This window comes from Pseudomonas silensiensis (assembly GCF_050434865.1).
Lineage (GTDB): Bacteria > Pseudomonadota > Gammaproteobacteria > Pseudomonadales > Pseudomonadaceae > Aquipseudomonas > Aquipseudomonas fluorescens_W.
Genome location: NZ_JBNDJH010000035.1, coordinates 22,905 through 46,787 on the forward strand (window position 1 = coordinate 22,905; position 23,883 = coordinate 46,787).

21 protein-coding genes are annotated in these 23,883 nt (G+C 58.0%); 11 read left to right on the forward strand and 10 right to left on the reverse strand.

The window, feature by feature from the left end; translation table 11 throughout:
- The first annotated feature begins 149 nt into the window (after positions 1-149).
- The 3 genes from QF010_RS31750 to QF010_RS31760 all read left to right on the forward strand — a co-directional run bounded on the left by QF010_RS31750 (position 150) and on the right by QF010_RS31760 (position 3,168).
- Positions 150-1,172 carry a Gfo/Idh/MocA family oxidoreductase gene (locus tag QF010_RS31750; RefSeq protein ID WP_429534630.1) on the forward strand — a complete coding sequence of 341 codons (1,023 nt, stop codon included), beginning with the start codon at positions 150-152 and terminating at the stop codon, positions 1,170-1,172.
- Positions 1,169-1,957: a TIM barrel protein gene (locus tag QF010_RS31755; protein ID WP_429510248.1), complete on the forward strand. Its 789-nt coding sequence runs from the start codon at positions 1,169-1,171 to the stop codon at positions 1,955-1,957. Before QF010_RS31750 ends, QF010_RS31755 begins: the two co-directional genes overlap by 4 nt.
- Before the next feature lie 284 nt (positions 1,958-2,241).
- A complete protein-coding gene (locus QF010_RS31760) occupies positions 2,242-3,168 on the forward strand; it encodes a sugar ABC transporter substrate-binding protein (RefSeq protein WP_429534631.1) in 927 nt (308 codons plus the stop codon).
- 57 nt (positions 3,169-3,225) lie between these two features.
- Here the strand turns inward: QF010_RS31760 and QF010_RS31765 are convergent, their stop codons facing one another.
- A complete protein-coding gene (locus QF010_RS31765; protein WP_429534632.1) occupies positions 3,226-4,629 on the reverse strand; it encodes an MFS transporter in 1,404 nt (467 codons plus the stop codon).
- 691 nt (positions 4,630-5,320) lie between these two features.
- Here QF010_RS31765 and QF010_RS31770 point away from each other — a divergent pair.
- Positions 5,321-6,295 carry a quinone oxidoreductase family protein gene (locus QF010_RS31770; protein ID WP_429534633.1) on the forward strand — a complete coding sequence of 325 codons (975 nt, stop codon included), beginning with the start codon at positions 5,321-5,323 and terminating at the stop codon, positions 6,293-6,295.
- Positions 6,296-6,362: 67 nt separating this feature from the next.
- Positions 6,363-7,292, forward strand: coding sequence for a LysR family transcriptional regulator (locus QF010_RS31775; protein ID WP_429534634.1), 930 nt, complete (start codon positions 6,363-6,365; stop codon positions 7,290-7,292).
- 18 nt (positions 7,293-7,310) lie between these two features.
- Here the strand turns inward: QF010_RS31775 and QF010_RS31780 are convergent, their stop codons facing one another.
- Together QF010_RS31780 and QF010_RS31785 are read right to left on the reverse strand one after the other, a co-directional pair.
- Positions 7,311-7,727, reverse strand: a complete 417-nt coding sequence (locus QF010_RS31780; protein WP_429534635.1) for a DUF1801 domain-containing protein — start codon at positions 7,725-7,727, stop codon at positions 7,311-7,313.
- 24 nt (positions 7,728-7,751) lie between these two features.
- Positions 7,752-7,988, reverse strand: a complete 237-nt coding sequence (locus tag QF010_RS31785; RefSeq protein ID WP_008151753.1) for a hypothetical protein — start codon at positions 7,986-7,988, stop codon at positions 7,752-7,754.
- A 172-nt stretch (positions 7,989-8,160) separates the two neighbouring features.
- On the opposite strand from QF010_RS31785, the gene QF010_RS31790 reads away from it, so the two are divergent.
- Positions 8,161-9,924 carry an L-lactate permease gene (locus tag QF010_RS31790; protein ID WP_429534636.1) on the forward strand — a complete coding sequence of 588 codons (1,764 nt, stop codon included), beginning with the start codon at positions 8,161-8,163 and terminating at the stop codon, positions 9,922-9,924.
- A 172-nt stretch (positions 9,925-10,096) separates the two neighbouring features.
- Here the strand turns inward: QF010_RS31790 and glcC are convergent, their stop codons facing one another.
- Entirely contained in the window at positions 10,097-10,864 is a 768-nt protein-coding gene (gene glcC, locus QF010_RS31795) for a transcriptional regulator GlcC (RefSeq protein ID WP_429510255.1), read from the reverse strand.
- Between the two features lie 234 nt (positions 10,865-11,098).
- Between glcC and glcD the strand changes: the two genes are divergently transcribed.
- From glcD to QF010_RS31820, 5 genes are read left to right on the forward strand one after another with little or no spacing between them, the layout of a single operon-like run.
- Positions 11,099-12,598: a glycolate oxidase subunit GlcD gene (gene glcD / locus QF010_RS31800; RefSeq protein ID WP_429534637.1), complete on the forward strand. Its 1,500-nt coding sequence runs from the start codon at positions 11,099-11,101 to the stop codon at positions 12,596-12,598.
- Positions 12,598-13,662, forward strand: coding sequence for a glycolate oxidase subunit GlcE (gene glcE / locus QF010_RS31805; protein ID WP_429534638.1), 1,065 nt, complete (start codon positions 12,598-12,600; stop codon positions 13,660-13,662). Before glcD ends, glcE begins: the two co-directional genes overlap by 1 nt.
- A 3-nt stretch (positions 13,663-13,665) precedes the next feature.
- Positions 13,666-14,907 (forward strand): glycolate oxidase subunit GlcF, encoded by a 1,242-nt coding sequence (glcF, locus tag QF010_RS31810; RefSeq protein WP_033056517.1) that lies wholly within the window; start codon positions 13,666-13,668, stop codon positions 14,905-14,907.
- Complete coding sequence (locus QF010_RS31815; protein WP_033056518.1) at positions 14,904-15,305, forward strand: heme-binding protein; 402 nt, start codon at positions 14,904-14,906, stop codon at positions 15,303-15,305. The genes glcF and QF010_RS31815 overlap by 4 nt, the downstream gene beginning before the upstream one ends.
- A 55-nt stretch (positions 15,306-15,360) precedes the next feature.
- Positions 15,361-17,541 (forward strand): malate synthase G, encoded by a 2,181-nt coding sequence (locus QF010_RS31820; protein ID WP_429534639.1) that lies wholly within the window; start codon positions 15,361-15,363, stop codon positions 17,539-17,541.
- Positions 17,542-17,655: 114 nt separating this feature from the next.
- Here QF010_RS31820 and QF010_RS31825 read toward each other — a convergent pair whose 3' ends face one another.
- From QF010_RS31825 to QF010_RS31850, 6 genes are all read right to left on the reverse strand, one after another.
- Positions 17,656-19,185: an MFS transporter gene (locus QF010_RS31825; RefSeq protein ID WP_429534640.1), complete on the reverse strand. Its 1,530-nt coding sequence runs from the start codon at positions 19,183-19,185 to the stop codon at positions 17,656-17,658.
- Positions 19,186-19,277: 92 nt separating this feature from the next.
- Complete coding sequence (locus QF010_RS31830) at positions 19,278-20,150, reverse strand: prephenate dehydrogenase dimerization domain-containing protein (protein WP_429510260.1); 873 nt, start codon at positions 20,148-20,150, stop codon at positions 19,278-19,280.
- Positions 20,147-22,216, reverse strand: a complete 2,070-nt coding sequence (gene pabB / locus QF010_RS31835) for an aminodeoxychorismate synthase component I (protein ID WP_429510261.1) — start codon at positions 22,214-22,216, stop codon at positions 20,147-20,149. Before pabB ends, QF010_RS31830 begins: the two co-directional genes overlap by 4 nt.
- Positions 22,213-22,548, reverse strand: a complete 336-nt coding sequence (locus QF010_RS31840; protein WP_429510262.1) for a chorismate mutase — start codon at positions 22,546-22,548, stop codon at positions 22,213-22,215. The genes pabB and QF010_RS31840 overlap by 4 nt, the downstream gene beginning before the upstream one ends.
- Before the next feature lie 43 nt (positions 22,549-22,591).
- Entirely contained in the window at positions 22,592-23,290 is a 699-nt protein-coding gene (locus QF010_RS31845) for an aminotransferase class I/II-fold pyridoxal phosphate-dependent enzyme (protein WP_429534641.1), read from the reverse strand.
- A gap of 29 nt (positions 23,291-23,319) precedes the next feature.
- The gene (locus tag QF010_RS31850; protein ID WP_429534642.1) at positions 23,320-23,862 is read right to left on the reverse strand and encodes a PLP-dependent aminotransferase family protein; all 543 of its coding nucleotides are present in this window, start codon (positions 23,860-23,862) and stop codon (positions 23,320-23,322) included.
- Between the last annotated feature and the right edge of the window lie 21 nt (positions 23,863-23,883).

Consider the following 23,883-nt stretch of genomic DNA (forward strand, 5'->3'; position numbering starts at 1 on the left):
ATCGAAATGAACACTTATTTCAAATCACCTTGAATACTCCCTTAAATATCAATGACTTAAATATTGGCACAGCCCTTGCTCCCTGCTTTGTACCAGCGAGGACATTCCTGCTGTCGAGTCATTGAACAACAATAAAAGGGAGTCATTTCATGAGTACGTCCAAGATCATCCGCCTGGGTCTCATCGGTGCTGGCCGCATGGGCAGCTTTCACGGCCTGACTGCCGCGCGGCACATTCCCGGTGCCTGCCTGGCTGCCATCGCCGACCCGACACCCGGCCAGGCCGCGCGCCTGGCGGCAGAGTTGGGTGTGCAACGGGTCTATACCGACCCACAGCAATTGCTCAATGATCCGGAAATCGACGGTGTGTTGATCGCAGCCCCGGCCCGCAGCCATGCCGAACTGGTGATCAGCGCCGCCCGCGCCGGCAAAGGCGTGTTTTGTGAAAAACCCATGGCCATCACCCTCGACGAAGCCGACCGCGCCATCGCCGCCGCTGCCGACGCACGGGTGACGCTGCAAGTCGGTTTCAACCGGCGCTTTGCCAAAAGCTTCCGAACGGCTCATCTGGACGTGGTCGCCGGTCGTATCGGTACGCCGCAACTGTTGCGCTCGCTGACGCGCGATCCGGCGCTGAACAATCCGGCCGCCTCGCCCCAGTGGGTGATTTTCCTCGAAACCCTGATTCATGATTTCGATACCCTGCGCTACCTGAATCCTGGTGCAGAAGCGGTTGAGGTTTTTGTCATGGCCGATGCGCTGATTGCACCGGACTACAAGAGCAAAGGGTTTCTGGACACCGCCGTGGTCACGATCCGTTTCGACAACGGTGCGATCGCGACGGCCGAGGCCAATTTCCAGGCGGTCTATGGCTACGACGTTCGGGGCGAAGTGTTTGGCAGCGCCGGCATGCTGACCATGGGCAGCGTCAATGACTCTGACCTGGTTCGCTATCTGGCCAATGGCATTCAGGCCGACACCCAGCGCCTGGACACCGACCTGCTGCGTGACGCTTATGTGGCCGAGCTCAACCACTTTGTCGATTGCCTGCGCACCGGCGAAAAACCCCTCGCCAGCGGCGAAGATGCACGGGCGGCACTGGCCATTGCCCGTGCGTGTATCGAGTCCTTCCAGCAGGGCAAAGCGGTGCGCGTGCAAGGAGGCCGTTCATGAGCTTCATACCGTTCAAACTGGCGATCAGTGCTGAGATGGTCTTCCTCGACCTGCCGTTCACCGAACGCGTCAAACGGATTCACGCACTGGGCTTCAGCGCCGAACTCTGGGACTGGACGCAGAAAGACATTCCAGCGCTTGTCGCCACCGGCGCTGATTTCACCTCGATGACGGGCTACCTCTCGGGCAACCTGACCGACCCCGAGGACATCCAGCACCTGCTCGACAGCGCACGCGAATCGCTGGCTGTCGCCGCCCAACTGAATTGCCCGAGCCTCAACCTGCATGGCACTGGCCTGGGCGACAAAGGCCTGCCGGTCAAACCCGTGGCTCTCACCACGGGACGCATGTGGTTGAGCGCCTGCAAGACCCTGGAAAAAATCGCCCGTCTGGGCGAAGACGCTCGCCGGGTATTTTTGCTGGAAAACCTCAATACCGAGGTGGACCACCCCGGCACCCCTTTCGCTCGCGCCGACGATACCCTGGCACTGATCGAGGCCGTGGGCAGCCCCCATTTGAAAATGAATCTGGACCTTTACCATGCGCAGATCGGTGAGGGAAACCTGATCGAACTGATCCAGCGCGCCGGCAGCGCCATCGGGGAAATCCAGGTTGCCGACGTCCCCGGCCGCATGGAACCGGGTACCGGTGAAATCCATTATCCGGCGATTGCCAAAGCGTTGTTCGGCATGGGATACACCGGAGTCGTCGGGCTCGAGGGCTGGGCCAGTGGCGACAGCGAAGCGGCACTGGAACGCTTCCGACAGGCCTTCACGCTGGATTGAGCCTAATGCCAGTCAGTTAAGCAATTTCAGCTGCGACGCACTCTTTGTAGCAGCTGTCGAGCTTGCGAGGCTGCGTTCGGCTGCGCAGCAGTCGTGAATCCGGCTGATGCGGTCCGCCTGACGCACCGCAGCTTCTGGTTTGACGACTGCTGCGCAGCCGAACGCAGCCTCGCAAGCTCGACAGCTGCTACAGATCGCATTACGGCTTAACGGACTGGCATCAGTCAGCCCCCACGTTTTTGATCTTGATGAATGTCGACTCATAACAAAAAAGGAAAACCATCATGCGTCGTTGCACACTGCTTTTTGCCACGCTGTTATTACTCTTCAGCCAATGGGCCGCCGCCAGCTATCGCATCGGCGTCAGCATTGCCAGGGTCGACGACAACTTCATGACCTACGTGCGCAGCGGTCTCGAAGAGGCCGCCAAGAAGGACAACGTCCAGATCCAGTTCGAGGACGCCCAGGGCGATGTGGTTCGCCAGCTCAATCAAGTCGAGGGCTTTCTCAGCCAGAAAGTGGATGCCGTCATCGTCCTGCCCGTAGACACCGCCGCCACTGCCAACATGACGCGCGCCGCCGTCGACGCGAAGACACCGCTGGTCTACGTCAACCGCCACCCGGACGAGCGCGTCCTACCCAAAGGCGTGGTCACGGTGGCGTCCAATGACATCGAGGCCGGGCAACTGCAGATGCGCTACCTGGCCGACAAATTGGGGGGCAAAGGCAACATCGCGATCATCATGGGCGACCTGGCGCAAAACTCCACGCACGACCGTACCGAAGGTGTGAAACAGGTGCTCAAGGACTATCCAGGGATAAAGATCGTCGAACAACAAAGTGCCGAGTGGCAGCGCAACAAAGGGATGGACCTGACCAGCAACTGGCTGCTGGCAGGTACCAGTTTTGATGCCATCGTTGCCAACAATGACGAGATGGCCATCGGCGCCGCCATGGCATTGCAGCAAGCCGGCAAAGCCAAGGGCGAGATTGCGATTGTCGGCATCGACGGGCTGCCTGACGGCCTGGCAGCCATCAAGCGCGGGATGCTTGTAGCTTCGGTATTTCAAGACCCCAAAGCGCAAGCGACCAGCGCGTTGCAAGCGGCCGTGAAAATGATCAAGGGGGAGCCGGTCGAGGCGGATGTCTGGGTGCCCTTCCAGCTGATCATGCCGGAGCAAGTGGCCGTGTTTGAGCAACGCTACAAATAACGTCTAACAGTCGAATGACCTGCGGACAGGACGTCAGCAGGTCAATCGCATCGCCGTTTACAGGTCAGTGATTTCCTTATGGCGTGGTACCAGCGTCTTCATCACGCTCCACGCCACCAGATAGGCCAGCGCACAGATGGCAAACATGATCATGTAGCCGGTGTGGATATCGCCGATCAGTTTGTAATGGTCGATCACCCACCCGCCAGTCTTGGTCATCACGACGCCGCCCAGGCCGCCGGCCAAACCGCCAATGCCCACCACCGACGCGATGGATTTTTGCGGGAACATGTCAGACACGGTGGTGAAGATGTTGCACGACCACGCCTGATGCGCCGATGCGCCCACGCCGATCAGCAGCACCGGCACCCAGAAACTGATGTAACCGAATGGCTGCGCCAGCAACACCAGCAGCGGGAAGAAAGCGATCACCAGCATGGCTTTCATACGGCCGTCATACGGCGCGTCACCGCGTGACATGAAGTAGCTCGGGAACCAGCCGCCGCCGATGCTGCCCACCATGGTCATGCTGTACAGCACGGCCAGCGGCAACACGATGGCCTGGCCCTTCATGCCGTATTGCGCCGACAGGTAGGTTGGAAGCCAGAACAGGAAGAACCACCAGACGCCGTCGGTCATGAATTTGCCGAAGGCAAAGGCCCAGGTCTGGCGGTAGGTCAGCAGCTTGAACCACGATACTTTTTTAGCGGCGGCACCCGAGTCTGTCCCGGTGAGTGCTTGCGCGCCCTGATCGCTGCGGATATAGGCCAGCTCTTGCACCGACAGGCGTTTTTGCTGCTCCGGTTTTTCGTACAGTGCAATCCACACCGCCACCCAAACGAAGCCCAACGCACCGATCACGATGAACGCCGCTTCCCAGCCCCAAATACCGGCAATCAGCGGCACGCAGATCGGTGCCAGGACCGCGCCCACATTGGCGCCGGAGTTGAAGATACCGGTGGCAAAGGAGCGTTCCTTCTTCGGGAAGTATTCGGCAGTGGCCTTGATCGCGATCGGGAAGTTACCCGCTTCGCCAATCGCTAGCACGGCGCGCGCCAGCATGAAACCTGCAATCGAAACCGGGATGGCGGCAAAGCCCAAGGCGCTGCTGATGCCGGCGATCCCCTCGCCCATCGGCTCCGCAAAGGCGTGCATGATCGCGCCGGTGGACCAGATGCCGATCGCTACCACATAGGCGGTCTTGGTGCCGATCTTGTCAACGAAGCGGCCGGCGAACAGCATGGAAATCGCGTACACAAACTGAAAGACAGAAGCGATGTTCGCGTAATCGGTGTTACTCCAGCCAAATTGCGTCGACAGATCCGGCGCCAGCAGACTCAGTACCTGGCGGTCCAGGTAATTGACGGTGGTGGCAAAAAACAACAGCGCGCAAATCGTCCAGCGGTACTTGCCGACGGCCTGGCCGATTCGTTGCGGATTGATGGGCTCGTTCAGATTCATGGCATCACTTTATTGTTGGATTATGGTGATGATCTCTCGGTTTCAAGCGAGATCAATTGTGTCGTAGAGCATCGTCAAAACGCGATGAATCCACGCCACTGTATTGCGGGCTCGACAATGGGCACTCCATGCTCAGCGGCTGGAGTGGGACATTTGGCAAGAGCTATCGGGCGTTGGGTGGGACAGTTGTATGGGACAAGCCTGACCGTGGGGATGGGCAAGCAGTCGAGGTCGAACCATAAGAAGCGGCATTCTGGGAGATGCGCAGGCGGGTTGAATTCATGATGGGGCCGACACTCGTTTTTATTTTTAGTGTTTAACAGCCGATAATCGTCTGTCGTCGTACAACCTTGTCTTTTATATCGAGATCAATACCGGGCTGTCAATCTGAAAAATGGCCGTTCGTCTCGACAAAGGCTGCCTGTTAAAAGCGCAACTTCGTACAGATGCCGCTGGTTGTGGACCCGTCAGGTTTTTACTTTTAGGGTGTTGATCGCAAGATCTGGGCGTTTTGACACCAAGCAAAGTCGTACGACAACGCCATTCAGCACGATGACTGGCCGAAACCAGACCGTATCCACTCGGCGCCAATTGCTGCACCTGTTACAGCAATGAACTGCAATTACCCTTACTAGTGCTTCACTGGCAACTCCTTAGACTCTCAGCACCACCAACGCATCGGGAGTTCCACATGGTAAGCACCGTTACAATTCAGGACACTGGCGGACCTCAGGTTTTGCGGTTCGAAAAAACCACTGCGCAAACACCGGCTGCCGGAGAAGTCTGGCTGGAGCAAACGGCCATCGGGCTCAACCCTCTGGACTTAAGTCAGCGCTCCGGAGCTGCCCGTATTCCCCTGCCCTCCGGACTCGGCCTCGAAGGCGCCGGCCAGGTGACGGCGATCGGGCCAGGCGTCACCGAAGTCGCCGTGGGGGACCGGGTCGCGTACGCCACTGGCCCGATGGGTGCCTATGCAAGCGGTCGCCTCTACCCGGCCAATCGGCTCGTGAAGATTCCCGATGAACTCGGTTTCGACGAAGCGGCAGCCCTGCTCTTCAAAGGCATCACCGCCCACTACCTGCTCAAGACAACCTACCCCGTTGGCCCAGGCACCAGAATGCTGGTGTATGGCGCTGCGGGTGCGTTGGGGCAAATCATGGTGCCTTGGGCCAAACACCTTGGCGCCTTCGTGATAGGCGTGGTGTCGAAACAGGACAGCATCGAGCGGGCCAAGGCTGCCGGTTGTGATGAAGTGCTGGTGTTCGACGCAGCGACGCTGGCCGCCGAGGTAGCAGAGGTCACCCACGGGCAAAAGGTTGACGTCGTGTATGACCCCATCGGGCGGGTGTCTTTCGAAGCATCCCTCGACAGCCTTCGCCCGCGTGGCGTGATGGTGTCTTTCGGCATGGCCTCGGGAATCCCGCCGGCTGTCGAGGTCAGCACCCTCAACGCCAAAGGCTCTCTGTTCCTGACCCGACCGTCTCTCGCCGCGCATACCGCCACCACGCACGAGTATCAGCAGCGCGCACAAGAGGTGTTGCAAGCGGTCGCCGCCGGTATCATTCAACCTCGAATCTGGCGTCGTTACCCATTGGCTGACGTAGCACGGGCGCACGCCGATATGGAAAGTGGACTGTCGCAAGGTGCAATGGTCCTTACGCCCTGAGTAGACGCCGGGACGAAGCCTGTGTCCCGAGCCCTTGTTTCCTTGAATTTGCGAGGTTTGCCGTTGCATGGATCTGTTCGATAGCCGACAGGCAGATGAACTCGCCACACTCTTGGCGCTCTCCGAACACGGCTCTTTTGCCGCCGCCGGAAGGAGGCTGCAACGGCACCCGTCGGTGCTGTCCAAACGGCTCAGCGCGTTGGAACTTCGTCTCGGAATTCGTCTGGTCGAACGAACGACAAGGCAACTGCGTTTTACCGACGAGGGACAGCGTCTGGTCTCGCAGCTTGGTCATGCCGTCAGTTTGATTTCGCAAGCGGAGCAAGAGGCGGCTCAGGGCGCGGCACAGGTCAGGGGACGGTTGCGACTCGCCCTGCCAGCCGCGATGGGGCGTTTATGGCTCAGCGCGATGGTGTCGGAATTCGCCCTGGCTTACCCCGAGGTGTCGCTAGAGGTCGAATACTCGGAACGATTCGTCGACATTGTCGCGGAGGGTTTCGATGCCGCAATCCGAATCGGTGAGCTGTCAGACAATCGCCTGGTCGCCAGGAAGTTGTGCGATCACCGCCGAATCCTCTGTGCTGCACCCGCCTACCTGCAACGCCGGGGCGAACCGAAGACACCGGCAGACCTCGCGGAGCACAATTGCCTGGGCTTCACCGGACTGCATTCGTACCCGGAATGGAAGCTGACACGTGATGGCGATCAGCAGAGCATCAGGGTACGCAGCGCCATGGTCAGTAACGACAATGAGGCGCTGCTGTCCGCCGCCCGCATGGGGCTGGGCATTCTTGCCGGCGGTGAGTGGCTCATGACGAGGGACATCGATAGCGGTCATCTCGTCAGAGTGCTTCCCGACTGGCAGCTGGATGCAGACGCGGGTGTCTATCTGGTGCGCCCGTCAGCCAAGTACAACACGGCAACGACGACGGCGTTCAAGCAGTGGATCGAGGCAGCGTTTGCGCAAGGTGCGCCATGGCAGTTGCCCCAACCGTAGCGCTTCGGCGAGGCCGCGTCAGGGTTTCGCACGCCCGCTTGTGTTGAGCGTCACGGCGGCGAGAATCAGCGCCTTCAAGGCGTTCTCATCAAGCGTGTCGCCCTCATGCAAATCAATGGCACGTCGGGTGTTGCCTTCGAGGCTGGCGTTGAAGAGGCCTGATGGGGCTTCCAGCGAGGCGCCCTTGGCAAACGTCAGCTTCACAACCTGCTTGTAGGTCTCGCCGGTGCAGATGATTCCGCCGTGCGACCACACTGGAACGCCCCGCCACTTCCATTCCTCGACCACGTCGGGGTCCGCCTGCCGGATGAGCATTCGGACCCGAGCGAGCGTCTCGCCCCGCCAATCTCCCAGCTCCTTGATTTTCGCGTCTATCAACTGAGAGGCCGAAACTCCCCCCTCTTCTTCCCTTGCACCGACCTGCTGTTTCTTCATGGTGGTTGTCGCCTTCTTCATGAGTTACAGCGTTTTCTGACTGTTGCCGAGAGTCTTGGCCTTTTCGATCCCCCAGTCAAAGGCAGCCTCCATGTCCAGCAGATGCGGCTTTGGATCGTGGTCCTCAAAAATGGCCGTGCCATCCGGCCGGTAAACACCGATGAACATCCCCAGTGAGCCGTCCTTCAATATCTCGGCTTTGACCTCGATCTTGCATCCGTTCGACAGCGTTTCCTTGTGGTGCATATGGCGTTCAGTCATGGCTGCATTTCTCCCGTCGTTGAGGTCCGAGTCGCGCATTTACCCATTGGCCATGTTAGCTCAGTGCGGCCCACTAAAACGCCTGCCAGGACAGCGGCGTAATGCCACCTATACTAGAAGCCACCGCCCCCACGGGGTCTGCACTCCCAACAATAAAAAGCAGAGGTGGAACATGGTCTGGCAGCAAATCTACGATCCGTTCGGTAACCCGATACTTTCAACCATCATGGCAGCAGTGCCGGTCGTGGTGATGCTGGCAGCCCTGGCGTTTTTCCATGTCAAGGCGCATCTGGCCGCATTGATGGCGCTGGCGTCTGCGCTGGTGATCGCGATCTTCGCCTTCGGCATGCCGGCGAACATGGCCGGCTCGGCCGCACTGTACGGCGCTGCCAATGGCTTGCTGCCCATTGGCTGGATTGTGCTCAACATCATCTTCCTGCATCGGCTGACCACCGAGAACGGCTCGTTCAAAGTGCTGCAGGATTCCCTGGCGCGCATCACCGACGATCGACGCCTGCAACTGCTGCTGATTGCTTTCTGCTTCGGTGCTTTCTTCGAAGGGGCCGCAGGCTTCGGTACGCCGGTGGCGGTGACCGGGGCGATTCTGATCGGGTTGGGCTTCTCGCCACTGGCCGCGTCCGGGCTGGCGTTGATCGCCAACACCGCGCCCGTGGCGTTCGGGGCGCTGGGCACGCCGATCATCACCCTGGCCAAGGTGACCGGGCTGGATGAAATGGAGCTGTCGATGATGGTTGGCCGGCAATTGCCGTTCTTCTCGGTGATCGTGCCGTTCTGGTTGATCTGGGCCTTCGCCGGCTGGCGCAAGATGCTGGAAATCTGGCCGGCGATTCTGGTGGCCGGGGTCACTTTCGCCGTGCCGCAGTTCCTGGTGTCCAACTACCACGGGCCGATGCTGGTGGACGTGATCGCCGCACTGATTTCCATGGCCTGCCTGACCGGTTTCCTCAGGGTCTGGAAACCGGCCACTGTGCACACCTCCGCTGCGCTGTCCGGGCGTGTCGACAACTCCAAAATTGCCGAAGAGCATGACGAAAAACCCGTCGCCAGCGCGACCTTTGCCAGCGATGCCAAGCCTGCGGTGATGCGCGCGTGGATGCCGTGGATCATCCTCACGGTGTTCGTGTTCGCCTGGGGCACCCAGGGGTTCAAAAACATGTTCGATACCCGCCCGGCGATTGATCCGGCCACCCACTCGGCCAAGCTCGACCCTCAAGGCAAACCGATGCGCGAAGCGAACCCGATCTTCGCCCCGGTCGTGACGTTCACCACGATTCACCAGCAGATCGAGAAGGTCCCGCCGGTGGTGCCCGCGCCTAAAACCGAGGACGCGATCTACAAGTTCACCTGGTTCACCAGCACCGGTAGCGGCATCCTGCTGTCGGCAATCCTCGGCGGGTTGCTGATGGGTTATTCCATTCCTCAGCTGATCCACCAGTACCTGCGAACGCTGTGGGTGGTGCGCTACTCACTGATCACCATTACCGCCATGCTCGCCCTCGGTTTCCTCACCCGTTATTCGGGCCTGGACGCCACCATGGGCCTGGCCTTCGCCGCGACGGGCATTTTCTACCCCATGTTCGGCACCCTGCTCGGCTGGCTCGGCGTGGCATTGACCGGTTCGGATACGGCGTCGAACGTGCTGTTCGGCGGCTTGCAACGGGTGACCGCCGAGCAGTTGGGCCTCAGCCCGGTGTTGATGGCTGCCGCCAACAGTTCCGGCGGGGTCATGGGCAAGATGGTCGACGCGCAGTCGATTGTGGTGGCCTCTACCGCCACGCGCTGGTACGGGCATGAAGGGGAAATCCTGCGTTACGTGTTCTTCCACTCGATCATCCTGGCCATTCTGGTCGGTGGATTGGTGACGTTGCAGGCGTATGTGGCGCCGTTCAGTCATATGGTGGTCGGCGGGCATTGACTGACGCAAGCGCGACTCTGAAGTCTGACTTTTGTGGCGAGGGAGCTTGCTCCCGCTTGAGTGCGTAGCACTCACAAAAATCGGCCGTCTTTTCGATTTTTGGGGCCGCTACGCAGCCCAGCGCGAGCAAGCTCGCTCGCCACATGTTTCTCGCGGATTCAAGCAGCAGGTTTCACGCCCACCCCTCAAGTCGCAGCGTGGCCCGAACCAACCGTTGTTCCTCGCTTTCGATTTCCTTGAGGTTCTCGCAGATGCTCTGGATGTGAGCGATGGCCGCCTTGCGTGCCTGTTCCGGCATACGGCCGGTGACAGCGTTGTAGAGCCGCGCATGTTGGCGGTCGATCTGACGCTTTTGTGGCTCGCGGTGGTAGAGGTTGTTGACCGAGGCAAACACCGTGCTCAGCAGCAAGTCCGTCAGCGAGCGCAAGGTCTGCACCAGCACCGGGTTGTGCGAGGCCTCGCAAATCGCCAGGTGAAAGGCATGATCGAGCCGAGCGTGTTCGGACGCCTCCAGCGAACGACTATGGGCATTAAGCAACGCCTCGTAGCTGCGGGTGATGAGGACGAAGTCGGCGTCGGTTCCGCGCAACGCAGCCAAACGTGCGGACTCGCCTTCGAGCAGGCTGCGGACCTCGAACAAATCGTAGAGCGTGCGGGGTTGTGAGCTGAACAAGTGCATCAGCGGCGACGCGGCACCGTGACCCGAAAGGTCGGCGACAAATGAGCCTTTGCCCTGCTCTGTCTTGATAATCCCGCGTGCGCGCAACAGCTTCAGGCCCTCGCGAAGTGCCGTGCGGGAAACGCCGAGTTTTTCGGTCAGACGACGCTCCGACGGCAACAGTTGCCCGGTCTTGAGTACCCCGTCCACGATCAGCCGTTCAATGCGTTCACAGACCACATCTGCGACTTGTGGATTACGGCTCGTTTCTGCCTTTTCCATCGACTCTCCAACTGGTATGACCAGCCTCGCTACCAAAACCACAAAGATTCAAACACAAACATAAGCCTATGTTTTAAAACCATTTTTTTGCACCAATAAAAAACCATTGAATAAAAAACTGGTTCGACCAGCCAAACAACACATAGACAGTAGAACGCCTCAGGCCAATGATGCAAGTCAGTGGTAAACGGACACAGACCTCCTATAAAAACAACTGAGGGTCGTCAACCGACTATGAACATTCTTTACGATGAACGCGTCGACGGTGTCTTGCCTGATGTCGACAGAGCCGCCTTGTTGCAAGCCCTGCACACGCAGTGGCCGGATCTGGAAGTCCTGCATCAGCAGGAAGAGCTCAAACCGTACGAATGCGACGGACTGTCTGCTTACCGCACCACACCGATGCTGGTGGTGCTGCCGCGCCACATCGACGAGGTGCAAGGCGTGCTTCGACTCTGTCATGAGCGGCAGGTCTCGGTGGTCGCCCGCGGTGCCGGCACCGGTTTGTCCGGCGGTGCATTGCCGCTGGAAAAAGGCGTACTGCTGGTGATGGCGCGCTTCAACAACATCCTGCACATCGACCCCGCCGCCCGCACGGCTCGGGTTCAGCCGGGGGTGCGCAACCTGGCGATTTCCCAGGCAGCCGCGCCGTTTGGCTTGTACTACGCGCCGGACCCTTCCTCGCAGATCGCCTGTTCAATCGGCGGCAATGTGGCGGAAAACGCCGGTGGCGTGCATTGCCTGAAGTACGGGCTGACCGTGCACAATCTGCTCAAGGTCGACATCCTCACCGTCGATGGCGAACACCTGACCCTGGGTTCCCAGGCGCTCGACTCTCCGGGTTTCGATCTGCTGGCATTGTTCACCGGTTCCGAAGGCATGCTCGGTGTCATCACCGAGGTCACGGTCAAACTGCTGCCCAAACCCCAGACCGCCAAAGTGCTGCTGGCGGCGTTCGATTCCGTCGAGAAGGCTGGCCGCGCGGTGGGTGACATTATCGCCGCCGGCATCATCCCCGGTGGCCTGGAAATGATGGACAACCTGGCCATTCGCGCAGCCGAGGACTTTATCCACGCCGGTTATCCGGTCGACGCCGAAGCCATTTTGCTGTGCGAGCTCGATGGTGTTGAAGCCGACGTTCATGATGACTGTGATCGCGTGCGCCAGGTGCTGGAACAGGCCGGCGCCACCGAAGTGCGCCAGGCCCGCGATGAAGCCGAGCGCGTGCGCTTCTGGGCCGGACGCAAGAATGCCTTTCCGGCGGTGGGCCGTCTCTCACCGGATTATTACTGCATGGACGGGACGATCCCGCGCCGCGAGTTGCCCGGTGTGCTGCAGGCGATTGCCGCGTTGTCGGCCGAGTACGGCCTGCGGGTGGCCAACGTTTTTCACGCTGGTGACGGCAATATGCACCCGCTGATTCTGTTCGATGCCAACCAACCGGGCGAACTCGATCGCGCCGAAGCGCTGGGCGGCAAGATCCTCGAATTGTGCGTGAAGGTCGGTGGCAGCATTACCGGTGAACACGGCGTGGGCCGGGAGAAAATCAATCAGATGTGTGCGCAGTTCAATAGCGATGAGCTGACCGTGTTCCATGCCGTCAAAGCCGCCTTCGATCCGAGCGGCCTGCTCAACCCCGGCAAGAACATTCCGACGCTGCACCGCTGCGCCGAGTTCGGCGCCATGCACGTTCACATGGGTCAGTTGCCCTTCCCTGAACTGGAGCGTTTCTGATGCGCAGCGAACACGATATCGACGACAGCGCCTCGCTGCTGGAACAGGTCAACCAGGCGCTGCAAAACGCTACGCCGTTGCGCATTCAGGGCTCCAACAGCAAGGCGTTTCTTGGACGCATCGTGGCGGGCGAAGTGCTCGACACGCGCAGCCACCGAGGCATCGTCAGCTACGACCCGACCGAACTGGTGATCACCGTTCGCTGCGGCACCCCGTTGGCAGAACTGGCTGAAGTGCTGGACACGGCGCAGCAGATGTTGCCCTGCGAACCACCCTCCTTTGGCGACGGCGCGACGGTCGGCGGCATGATCGCCAGCGGGCTGTCGGGACCACGGCGTCCCTGGTCCGGGTCCGTCAGGGACTTCGTCCTCGGGACACGGGTCATCACCGGACATGGCAAGCATTTACGCTTCGGTGGCGAAGTCATGAAAAACGTCGCCGGGTACGATCTGTCGCGTTTGATGGCCGGCAGTTATGGCTCGCTGGGCGTGATCACCGAAGTCTCGCTCAAGGTCCTGCCCAAGCCGCGTCAAGCGTTAAGCATCAGCCTGGAAATGGACAGCGATCGCGCCTTGCTGCGCCTCGCCGAATGGGGGCAACAGCCGCTGCCGATCAGCGCTGCGTGCCACGATGGGCAGCGCCTGCACCTGAGGCTTGAGGGTGGCGAAGGCTCGGTAGCGGCGGCTCATGACCGACTCGGCGGCGAGTTGCTGGACGCTTCATATTGGGATGATCTCAACGAACATCGAATGAGTTTCTTCGATGAGGACCAGGCACTTTGGCGCCTGTCCGTCCCTCACAACACGCCTCGGCTTTCCTTGCCTGGCCGTCAGTTGCTCGATTGGGGCGGTGCGCAGCGCTGGCTCAAATCTGACGCGCAGGCAACGTTCATTCGCTCGATCGTCGAAGAAGTCGGCGGGCATGTGACCTGCTATACCCATGGTTTGATCGACAGCCCGTTCCAACCGTTGCCTGCCGCATTGATGCGCTACCACCGGAACTTGAAGCAACAACTCGATCCCCGGGGCATCTTCAACCCCGGGCGCCTGTACGCGGAGCTTTGACCCATGCAGACCACCTTGAGCGAGCAAGCCCGCCAACTGCCCCGCGCCGAAGAAGCCGAAAGTATCCTGCGCACCTGCGTGCACTGCGGTTTCTGCAATGCCACCTGCCCGACCTATCAATTGCTGGGTGATGAACTGGACGGACCGCGGGGCCGCATCTACTTGATCAAGCAGGTTCTGGAGGGCAACGAAGTCACGCAAAAGACCCAACAGCACCTGGATCGCTGCCTGTCGTGTCGTAACTGCGAAACCACCTGCCCTTCCGGCGTCGACTACCACAACTTGCTGGACATCGGCCGGGCGGTGGTCGATGCGGCGGTGCCGCGCCCGCTCGGTCAGCGCTTGTTGCGCGAGGGATTGCGCAGCGTCGTGCCCAATCCGGCGCTGTTCAAAGGGCTGGTCAGCAGCGGTCAGGTGTTCCGGGCGTTGTTGCCCAACACCTTGCAGATAAAGTTGCCTCGCCGCATCTATCCGGCCAAGCCGCGCCCGGTCACTCGCCACGCCCGGCAGGTGCTGATGCTTGAAGGCTGCGTGCAACCGAGTCTGTCACCCAATACCAACGCAGCCGCTGCACGAGTACTGGATCGACTGGGGATCAGCGTCACACCGACCCGCGAAGCCGGGTGCTGCGGCGCCGTGGATTATCACCTCGACGCTCAGGCGGCCGGCCTGGATCGCGCCCGCCGCAATATCGATGCGTGGTGGCCAAGCATTGAAAACGGTGCCGAAGCCATCGTGCAAACCGCCAGCGGTTGCGGCGCCTTCATCAAAGATTATGGTCACCTGCTCAGCACCGACCCGGCCTATGCCGAGAAGGCGAAAAAGGTCAGTGCGCTGGCCAAGGATCTGGTCGAAGTGCTGCGTGACGAGCCGCTGGAAAAGCTCGGTATCCACAGCGCCCAGCGCCTGGCGTTCCATTGCCCCTGCACCTTGCAGCACGCGCAGAAACTGGGCGGCGCGGTGGAAGCGATTCTGACCAGTCTGGGCTTCAACCTCACGCCTGTTGCCGACAGTCACCTGTGCTGCGGCTCGGCGGGCACTTATTCGCTGACCCAACCCGAACTGTCCCGGCAATTGCGCGACAACAAGCTCAATGCGCTGGAAAGCGGACATCCCGAAGTCATTGTCACGGCCAATATCGGCTGTCAGTCCCACCTCGACGGTGCGGGCCGAACCCCTGTCAGACACTGGATCGAATTGGTCGAAGCCGCCTTGCCCCAACCGAGCACTGGAGAATCCCGATGAAAAGCAAAGCCGTACTGAGCCAGACCGAAGTCAGCCAAATCCTCGCGGCGGCACGCACCGAAGCGCAGAACAACCAATGGGCCGTGACCATCGTGATTGTCGATGATGGCGGCCACCCTCTGGCCCTCGAACGCCTTGACGGTTGCGCCCCGATTGGCGCCTACATCGCCACCGAAAAGGCCCGCACTTCGGCCCTGGGTCGGCGCGAATCCAAAGGCTATGAAGAAATGGTCAATGGTGGGCGCCACGCCTTTTTGTCCGCGCCATTGCTGACGTCTCTTGAGGGCGGTGTGCCGATTATCGTCGACGGCCAGGTGATCGGCGCGGTCGGGGTGTCCGGTGTCAAAGCCGAACAGGATGCCCAAGTGGCCAAAGCCGGCGCGCAATGCCTGAAGTGAACTGAACGTGACGCTGTCGTTGCTCGATAAATACTGTGTGATGGAGATGCAAAAAGTGACCGATTTCGTGAACTGCCAAGGCCTCAAGGTCGCGCCTGTCTTGCAACGTTTCGTTGATCTGGACGTGCTGCCGGGAACCGGCCTGGACCCTCAAGCGTTCTGGAGCGGTTTCGCCGCACTGGTGCATAAACTGGCGCCGCAGAACCGCGCGCTGCTGGCTGAACGTGATCGCCTGCAAACCGAACTGGACACCTGGCACCGCGCCCACCCGGGACCGGTGACGGACATGGCGGCTTATCGCAGCTTCCTGAGCAGTATCGGTTACCTGCAACCGCAACCCGCAGACGTCAAGGTCAGCACCGCCAACGTCGATACAGAAATCAGTGTGCAGGCCGGACCACAACTGGTTGTCCCAGCGGTCAACGCGCGTTATGCGCTGAATGCCGCGAATGCGCGCTGGGGCTCGCTGTACGACGCGCTCTACGGCACCGATGCGATTGCCAATGATGGCGGCGCCGAACCGGGCCGGACTTACAACCCGGTGCGCGGGGCGAAAGTCATCGCTTTTGCGCGGACGTTTCTGGATCAGGCTTTCCCCTTGATCAACGGCTCCCATGCAGCGGTGGCGCGTTACCGAATCGACAACGGAACACTGGAGGCCACCTTGAATGACGGTAGCCAAACCGGTCTATCGAACGCCGCGCAGTACATCGGCTATCAGGGTTCGCTCACTGATCCCACCGCCATCCTGCTGAAAAACAATGACCTGCACGTCGAGATTCAGATCGATCGCCACAGTGTCATCGGTCAGGCTGACGCCGCCGGGGTCAAGGACCTGCTGATTGAGGCGGCCCTCTCGACCATCATTGATTGTGAAGACTCGGTCGCGGCAGTCGACGCCGATGACAAGGTGCAGGTGTACCGCAACTGGCTGGGTTTGATGAAGGGCGACCTGAAAGAGGACCTGGAGAAAAACGGTAAAACCATCACACGGCGGCTGAATCCGGACCGTGAGTACACTGCGGCCGATGGCCGCTCACTGTCGCTGCACGGGCGGTCGTTGCTGTTCATCCGCAACGTCGGGCACCTCATGACCAGCCCGGCGATTCTCGACAAGGACGGACTGGAAATCCCGGAGGGCATCCTCGACGGCGTCATCACCAGCCTGATTGCCCTGCATGACCTGCAACGCCGCGGTAATTCCCGGACCGGTAGCGTCTACATCGTCAAACCAAAAATGCACGGCCCCGCCGAAGTGGCCTTCGCCGAGCAGTTGTTCAGCCGCATCGAAGACCTGCTGCAGCTCGAACGCCATACCCTGAAAATGGGCATCATGGACGAGGAGCGGCGCACCAGCGTCAACCTCAAGGCCTGCATCGCCGCAGCTTCCTCACGGGTCGCGTTCATTAACACGGGTTTCCTGGATCGCACCGGCGACGAGATGCACACCGCCATGGAAGCGGGCGCGATGCTGCGCAAGGGCGACATGAAAAACACCGCGTGGATCGAGGCTTACGAGCGTAACAACGTGCTCGTCGGTCTGGACTGTGGATTGCGTGGGCGAGCGCAGATCGGCAAAGGCATGTGGGCCATGCCGGACCGGATGGCCGATATGCTCAAACAGAAAGTCGCCCACCCGAAAGCGGGCGCGAATACCGCGTGGGTGCCCTCACCGACCGCCGCCACCCTGCATGCGCTGCATTACCACCAGGTCATCGTGCGTTCGGTGCAGGAGTCCCTTGAAACAACGGACTTCAGTGGCGCCAGCCCGGCACTTCTGGACGGCTTGCTCAGCGTGCCGGTCGTCACCGAGCCATCCTGGTCGGCCGATGAGATTCGTCAGGAAGTCGAAAATAACGCGCAAGGTTTGCTGGGGTATGTAGTGCGTTGGGTCGAACAAGGGATTGGCTGCTCGAAGGTGCCCGACATCCATAACGTGGGCCTGATGGAAGATCGCGCGACCTTGCGCATTTCCAGCCAGCACATGACCAACTGGCTGCGACACGGGGTGATCACCAAGGATCAGGTCGTCGAGATATTGCAGCGTATGGCGCGGGTCGTCGATGAGCAAAACGCCGGTGATCCGATCTACACGCCTATGGCGCCGGACTTCGAGCAGTCAGTTGCATTTCAAGCGGCCTACGCGCTGGTGTTTGAGGGGGGCGTACAACCCAATGGTTATACCGAACCGCTGTTGCATAAATTCCGGCGGGCGTTCAAGCAGTCGAGGGCGTAAGCAGAGAGGACAACAGAGTCTGAGCAGACTGGGTGAAAACCTGGAACCTGTTTGGTAACTACGAGCACTGAAACAGTCGGGCCGTGTGGCAAACGGCCCGACGTTCATTTTCGATCACTGCCCTTCAGCAAGCTTCGTCTTCGGTATCCGCAGAGCACGCGAGGCAATTAAAATCGCCATGAGTGCCAAGCCGCACGTCACCCACGAAACCAGATTAATTCCACCCTCGAATGCACTTCCCGCCTGTGTCATCAGCTGTCGTGCTTGATCTCCTGACAACTGCACCGCCACATGATTAGCACCCGATAGCGTCTCACTCGCCAGCATCGTCTGCACCTCGCTCAAAAAATCCGGAAGCTGCAATGCACCGCGATAGTAGGCAGTGACGAGACCTCCGAGCACTGTCGTCCCCAAAACCACACCCACTTCATAGGCCGTTTCACTAATGGCTGACGCCGCACCTGCCTTTTCCGGCGGTGCAGCCGACAAAATCACATCGTTGGATACCGTCGCGATCGCGCCCACGCCAATGTTCAGCAAGGCAAAGGCCACCACCAGAACGATCAGACTGCTGCCGATGCTGGCCACCAGCAAAAACGCCGCCCCAGCAAACGCCATCAGAATCGGTACCAGCACATGCACCGGTACTCGCCGCGCTACAGGCACGACTGCCATTCCCATTACGATCGCCATGATCTGACCAGGTACTAACGCAAAACTGGCATTCAACGGTGACATCTGAAGGACGATCTGTAAGAACTGAGTGGTGAAGAACACAAAGCCGACGAGGAATGCGAGGCTCATCAGATTGATTAGTACCGAGCCGCTAAAGGTGCCACTTCGGAACAGACTCAGATCCATCAACGGCACAGGCAGACGTAATTGCCGATGCACAAACATCCACCCAGCAACCATGCCGATTACAAATGCTGTCAGCGCCATCCAGTCGAGACCATTACTGGCGCTGTGTTTAATGCCGTAAACGATCGCACTGAGGGCAATCATCGATTGCAGGATACTTAACGGATCCAGTGGCCCTGAACAGTCTTTCTCGGATTCGGGCAACAACACCGGCCCCAATACCAACAACGGCACCAATACCGGTATCGCCAATAGGAAAATTGCCCCCCAACTGAAAAACTCCAGCAAAACTCCACCGACCAAAGGACCCAGCGCTGATCCTACCGTCAGAGTTGTTGCCCAGATCGCCACAGCTACTCTGCGCTCCTCTCGATCCAGAAACACCGATCGTATCAATGCCAGCGTCGAGGGCATCAACATCGCACCGAAAATCCCCATACAAGCTCGCCCGGCAATCAGTTGCATGGCCGTTTGGGAATAGGCAGTCAGCACCGACACAATGACAAATCCCAAAGACCCGGCCAGTAACAGCTTTCGATGACCGATTCGATCACCCAGACTACCCATCGACACCAGCAATCCAGCCAATACCAGCGAATAGGCATCGATCATCCATAACTGCTGACTAGCGTTCGGACTCAGAGCCTCGGCAATCTTTGGTAACGCGAATCCAAGCACCGTATTGTCTACTGTTACCAGTAGCACTGGCAGCATCAGCACGCTAAGGGCTGACCATCGTTTTGATTTTGCTGTGTGTTGCGCTGTCTCACTTATTAACGGCATTACTCCAAGCTCCTTATTACCTCAAAAATCACGGGAGATTTCGCAATGCACCCGTGAAACGAACCCTGCGCGCTTCCATGGCGAGGGCTCGGTCAGTTCAGTAACGAAAATACGTGCTGACAATCAACAGCCCCTGAGTTCAAACGACTACCCAAAGCATTTGAAACGCCCCTTAAGTCGCATCTGAACTCGTCAAAATCCTGATTAGAGACATTATTCATCAAGCGCTCCATCCCTTCCGCCAGCGCGGCGCGTTGGTGGTGGGCTTGGTCATTTTCTAGCTGTATGTCCCAGTAGACTTCAGGCGGATTGACCAGAACCCGGGACAGCAACGCCATCATTGTCCGCATCGGTGGTGGCATCACTTCAAGAGCGCTTTCCAGGTCAAGTGACGACCTTGCCAACGCCAAACCGAAACCGAGAATTGCGGCATGGGGCAGCGCCTGACATAGCGCCATGAGTTCATCATGGGCCACCGGCGTCATTCGCTTTATCTTCATCCCAGCCCCCATCAAGTGCTGTTCGATGAAAGTCGAAGGCGAGTCGCCATCTTCCAGACAAATTGCAACGGTGCGTCCCTGAACGGAGAGCTTGGGTGAAAACATCGGATTGACGCCGACGAAAGGCTGCTGGGACGAAGCATTCTTCAATGCTCTGTAAAAAGGCTCCTGAACAGAACAAGTCGGTATGAATACAACATCGTTCGAAACGGAGCCAACAACCCAAGGTATTGCTCGAATAGCCACGGTTTCGGGCAATGCAAAGACCACTGCCACCGCCCCTTGAAAAATGTGCCCGGTGTTGCTGAACGGACTTGTGACATCGACTTCATAGAAGCCACTTTCCTGTTCGGGAGGCCTTCGATCCACCACCCGGACATCATATCCATATTGCATAAGAATGCGGCTGATCAGTGAGCCAACCAAACCCGCTCCCCCCAACACGACAACCGTGTCGCTCATCATGATTCGCTCCCTGCGGCAAAACTGTAATAAGGCACGCTAGCCTTGACCAACGTTTCTTCAAGCTCTTGCTGTGGGTCAGAGTGCGCAACAATCGCGCCACCAATTCCAAATTTCGCCTCGTTACCCTGGAGCACTGCCGTTCGGATGACAATACTCAGCTCCGCTCCACCACTGAAAGATAACCAGCCTAAAGCGCCTGAGTAGACACCACGGGCAGAGGACTCCAATACGTCAATAATTTCCATCGTGCGTTTCTTCGGAGCTCCCGTCATTGAGCCTCCCGGAAAACAAGCTCGAATAGCTTCGATCGTTGAAATATCAGAGCGAAGGTGCCCACGAACCGTTGAGACAAGTTGGTGAACCGAGGAAAAGCTTTCCACTGAGAAAATCTCAGGAACATGAACGCTCCCTGGGCGGCACACTTGATTCAAATCATGACGCACCAAGTCGACAATCATTAGGTTCTCGGCCCTGTCCTTGGTCGATTTACGTAGTTCATCCCGCAGTATTTGGTCCTCTGCGAGTTGTTTACTACGCGGCCTGGTTCCCTTGATCGGTCTGGATTCGATCAATCCGCTGTCATCGATTCTGAGAAAGGTTTCGGGCGAAGCGCTCAATACTGAAAATCCTGCAAACGAAAGGTAGGCACCGTAGGGTACGGGGCTAGCCTGGCGCATTCGCCAATAAGCACTCAAAGGCGCACCGCTGTACGCCATTTTTGCCCTATTGGTCAGGCAAATTTCGTACGACTCTCCATCGGAGATGTACTTTAGAGATTGATTTATTTTACTGATGTAATCATCTGGCCCGTCCTCAAGCGTGAGTTTCAGCTGATCTACGGCACCTGGAATAAACGAACTGCAATGACCCGCTGACTCATCATTACGATGGAGAAAATCAGGTAAGGTCGGCCAAACAACAGCATCGCCAGTCGCAGTCATCAGGCATTCATAGGCCTTGTTTTCATGATGATCAAAGACAAAGAAATGAGGCGCAAACATGAATGAAGCGTCCGGATAAACCGAACGGTAAATTTTTCGCCCACCCGCCAGTGCTTTCAATTCGTAACCGAGGTAGCCAACAAAACCACCCTTGAAAACAAACGGCAAGTACTGAGGTGTTGCCACCTGCACAGCTTCGAAGATCTGTGCAACCAGAGTAAAAAAGTCTCCTTTGATGCTTTTTTTACCCTTGGGGCCCTCAAGTTTCAGGCACTCATCATTTACATCGTACGCAAGCCTTATCGCTCCTTGCGCGTCCCCACTACCCATGATCGAGTAGCGAGCATTAGGTCTTTCCGACTTCTCGCAGTCTAACCAAAAAGCATAACTATCATCTGCATAGAGCGTTGAAAATACCGCTGGTGGATCCGTGCATTCGGAAAACTCGCGGTAGGAAAGCTGCATATTCAGCATCCCCCCTACTGCGACGTATGCATCTTTCGATGACGTACATTCCATGTCGGATTCTAAGTGAGTTCTAGCACTGACGTTATGTTCCAGCGCCATGCGTATGAAGTTGCTCAATAGCGCATGGCCATATTCTGAATCGATGGACTCGGGGTGGAACTGGACACCCCAAACCGGTCTAGTGATATGTTCAATTGCCATGACCACACCTTCAGACGTCCAAGCCGTACATTGGAGCTCCGCTGGTAGGCTGGTACACATCAACGAATGGTATCTGACCACTTCGAATTGCTTCGGTAAATCTCGAAAGAGCCCTTTACCGGAATGAGTAATCCGACTGCGGTAGCCATGCACAGGGCTGGGAGCGTACCCCACAGTCCCCCCAAGAAATTGAGCGATGCCTTGGTGTCCTAGACAAATACCAAGCAACGGGACAGGAGAGCGGAGGATGACGTCACCGCACACACCGAAATCAGCCTCTTGACCGGGGTGCCCTGGACCGGGCGACAGTACTACAGCATCATATTTTTCGATGCCCAATTCATTGTACGAAAAGGTATTTTTTACTACATCTGCGCAAACTCCTGTCACCTCATACAAATACTGAGCAATGTTCTGGGTGAAGGAATCAAAGTTATCAATCAGCAATATTTTCATGAAGGTCGCCCCTCAGTCAGACACTGATTGATCAGGACGTCTTCCTGAATACACGTCTCTTCTATTATCAGTTTGAATATCGACTCGGTGTATTCTGCCCTCAACCCGACCGCCTCCGATCTAGTCTTAATCATATCGAGCACGTAGGAAATTCGTCCGGGTTGCATCATCGCAATGCCATGGACGGCTTTGAGCTCGGCAATGTCCATGCACACTTTCATTCGCTCAGAAAGCAAGTCGACAACTTGCAAATTTATCGAGTCAAGCCGCTCCCGCTGCGGCTGCAAAATGTTAGACGTGCCTGTCTGTGACAACTGTCCCTGTTGTTTCATTTTCTGCACCTCCGTTTGCCAATTTCTGGTAGAGAGTCGTCAGTCAGGCGTGATCCCGCTCATTGATAGCAGGCGTCCATAACCCCTTGCTCGTCATAGCCCCTAGAGCAGCCCCCAATAACTTGATGTCTTTGCCACTGTGGTCTGCTGAAATTGCAAAACGCAGCATCGCTTTGCCTTTGGCAATGATTGGGTAAAACACCGGAAAGAGCAGCATGCCTTGGTCACGCAGGGTTCTCGCAGCATGCAAGCCGGCCTCCTCTGTTTCAAAGAAGGCTCCTCTGACAGGTGACTGGATACCTGCGTTGAGCAACTGGTTGTCGGTGAGGGAATCTAATAGGGCGACATTTTCCCAAAGTCGCCGTTGCAGCATATCGATCTCTTCACTGAGATGGATTTTCGCCGAGGCAACGTTAGCCGCCAGCATGGGCACCATAATGGAATGACCAAATATCAGTGGATTGGCCAGGGTTCGGATAACTTCAACATCCCGTGGATCTGAAACCACGACAAAACCACCCGCACCACCAAATGCCTTGGAGAGAGATCCTGCCAGAATAATATTTGCAGGTAATGAGTGATCAACCGCTGCAAAGGCATATCCCGCACCATGACGTCCGACGATCGAAATACCATGAGCATCGTCTACGTATAGGTATCCCTTTGCCGACTCTAGCTGCCGAGAGAGCTCGGCGATGGGTACAAGACCACTCATCGAACCAATTCCATCGATCAAGAGCACAGGAGTTTCACCTTTGTCGGTGCAGACTTTCAGCCTGTGGTCATTGATTCTTGGCTGGTGGACTCGACTCTAGAAACAGGTCCGAACTGCTCCAAAATCCCCCTGAGTACCTGCATCGAAGCATGGGCGGTTTTATCCATCAGCCAGTGGATTCGTTTTTTGACCGGATACCCACTCAACGAACCACTCCCGAGCAACGGTAAAACACCTAAATGGACACTGCTGGTAGAGGTAAACACCGCAACACCGCTACCGCTGTAAATCTGAGCAAGCAATTCCTCCAGTTGAGGGAGGTAACTTGGGCGCATTGCACTTCGAGAAGACGACAAGTGCAGCCCGGTAGTTTCCATAGCCTGGTGTGCGGCATCGATCAATACCGAGTGGGTTTCCAAGCCCAAATACGAACAGGAAACAAACTCTGTGAATGTGCCTCCGTCCTGCAAGGTAATGTGCTTACCCACACGACTCGCAACGGTAAAACCTGTCAGCCCTTCCTCGTAAGCCTTCGCCAGTGCACCAGTGGTGTTGCCGCGACGAATGCTCATCCAGTCTTGTCTCGTTTGCACATCCATAGCTAAAGCTCCTTTCTGAAA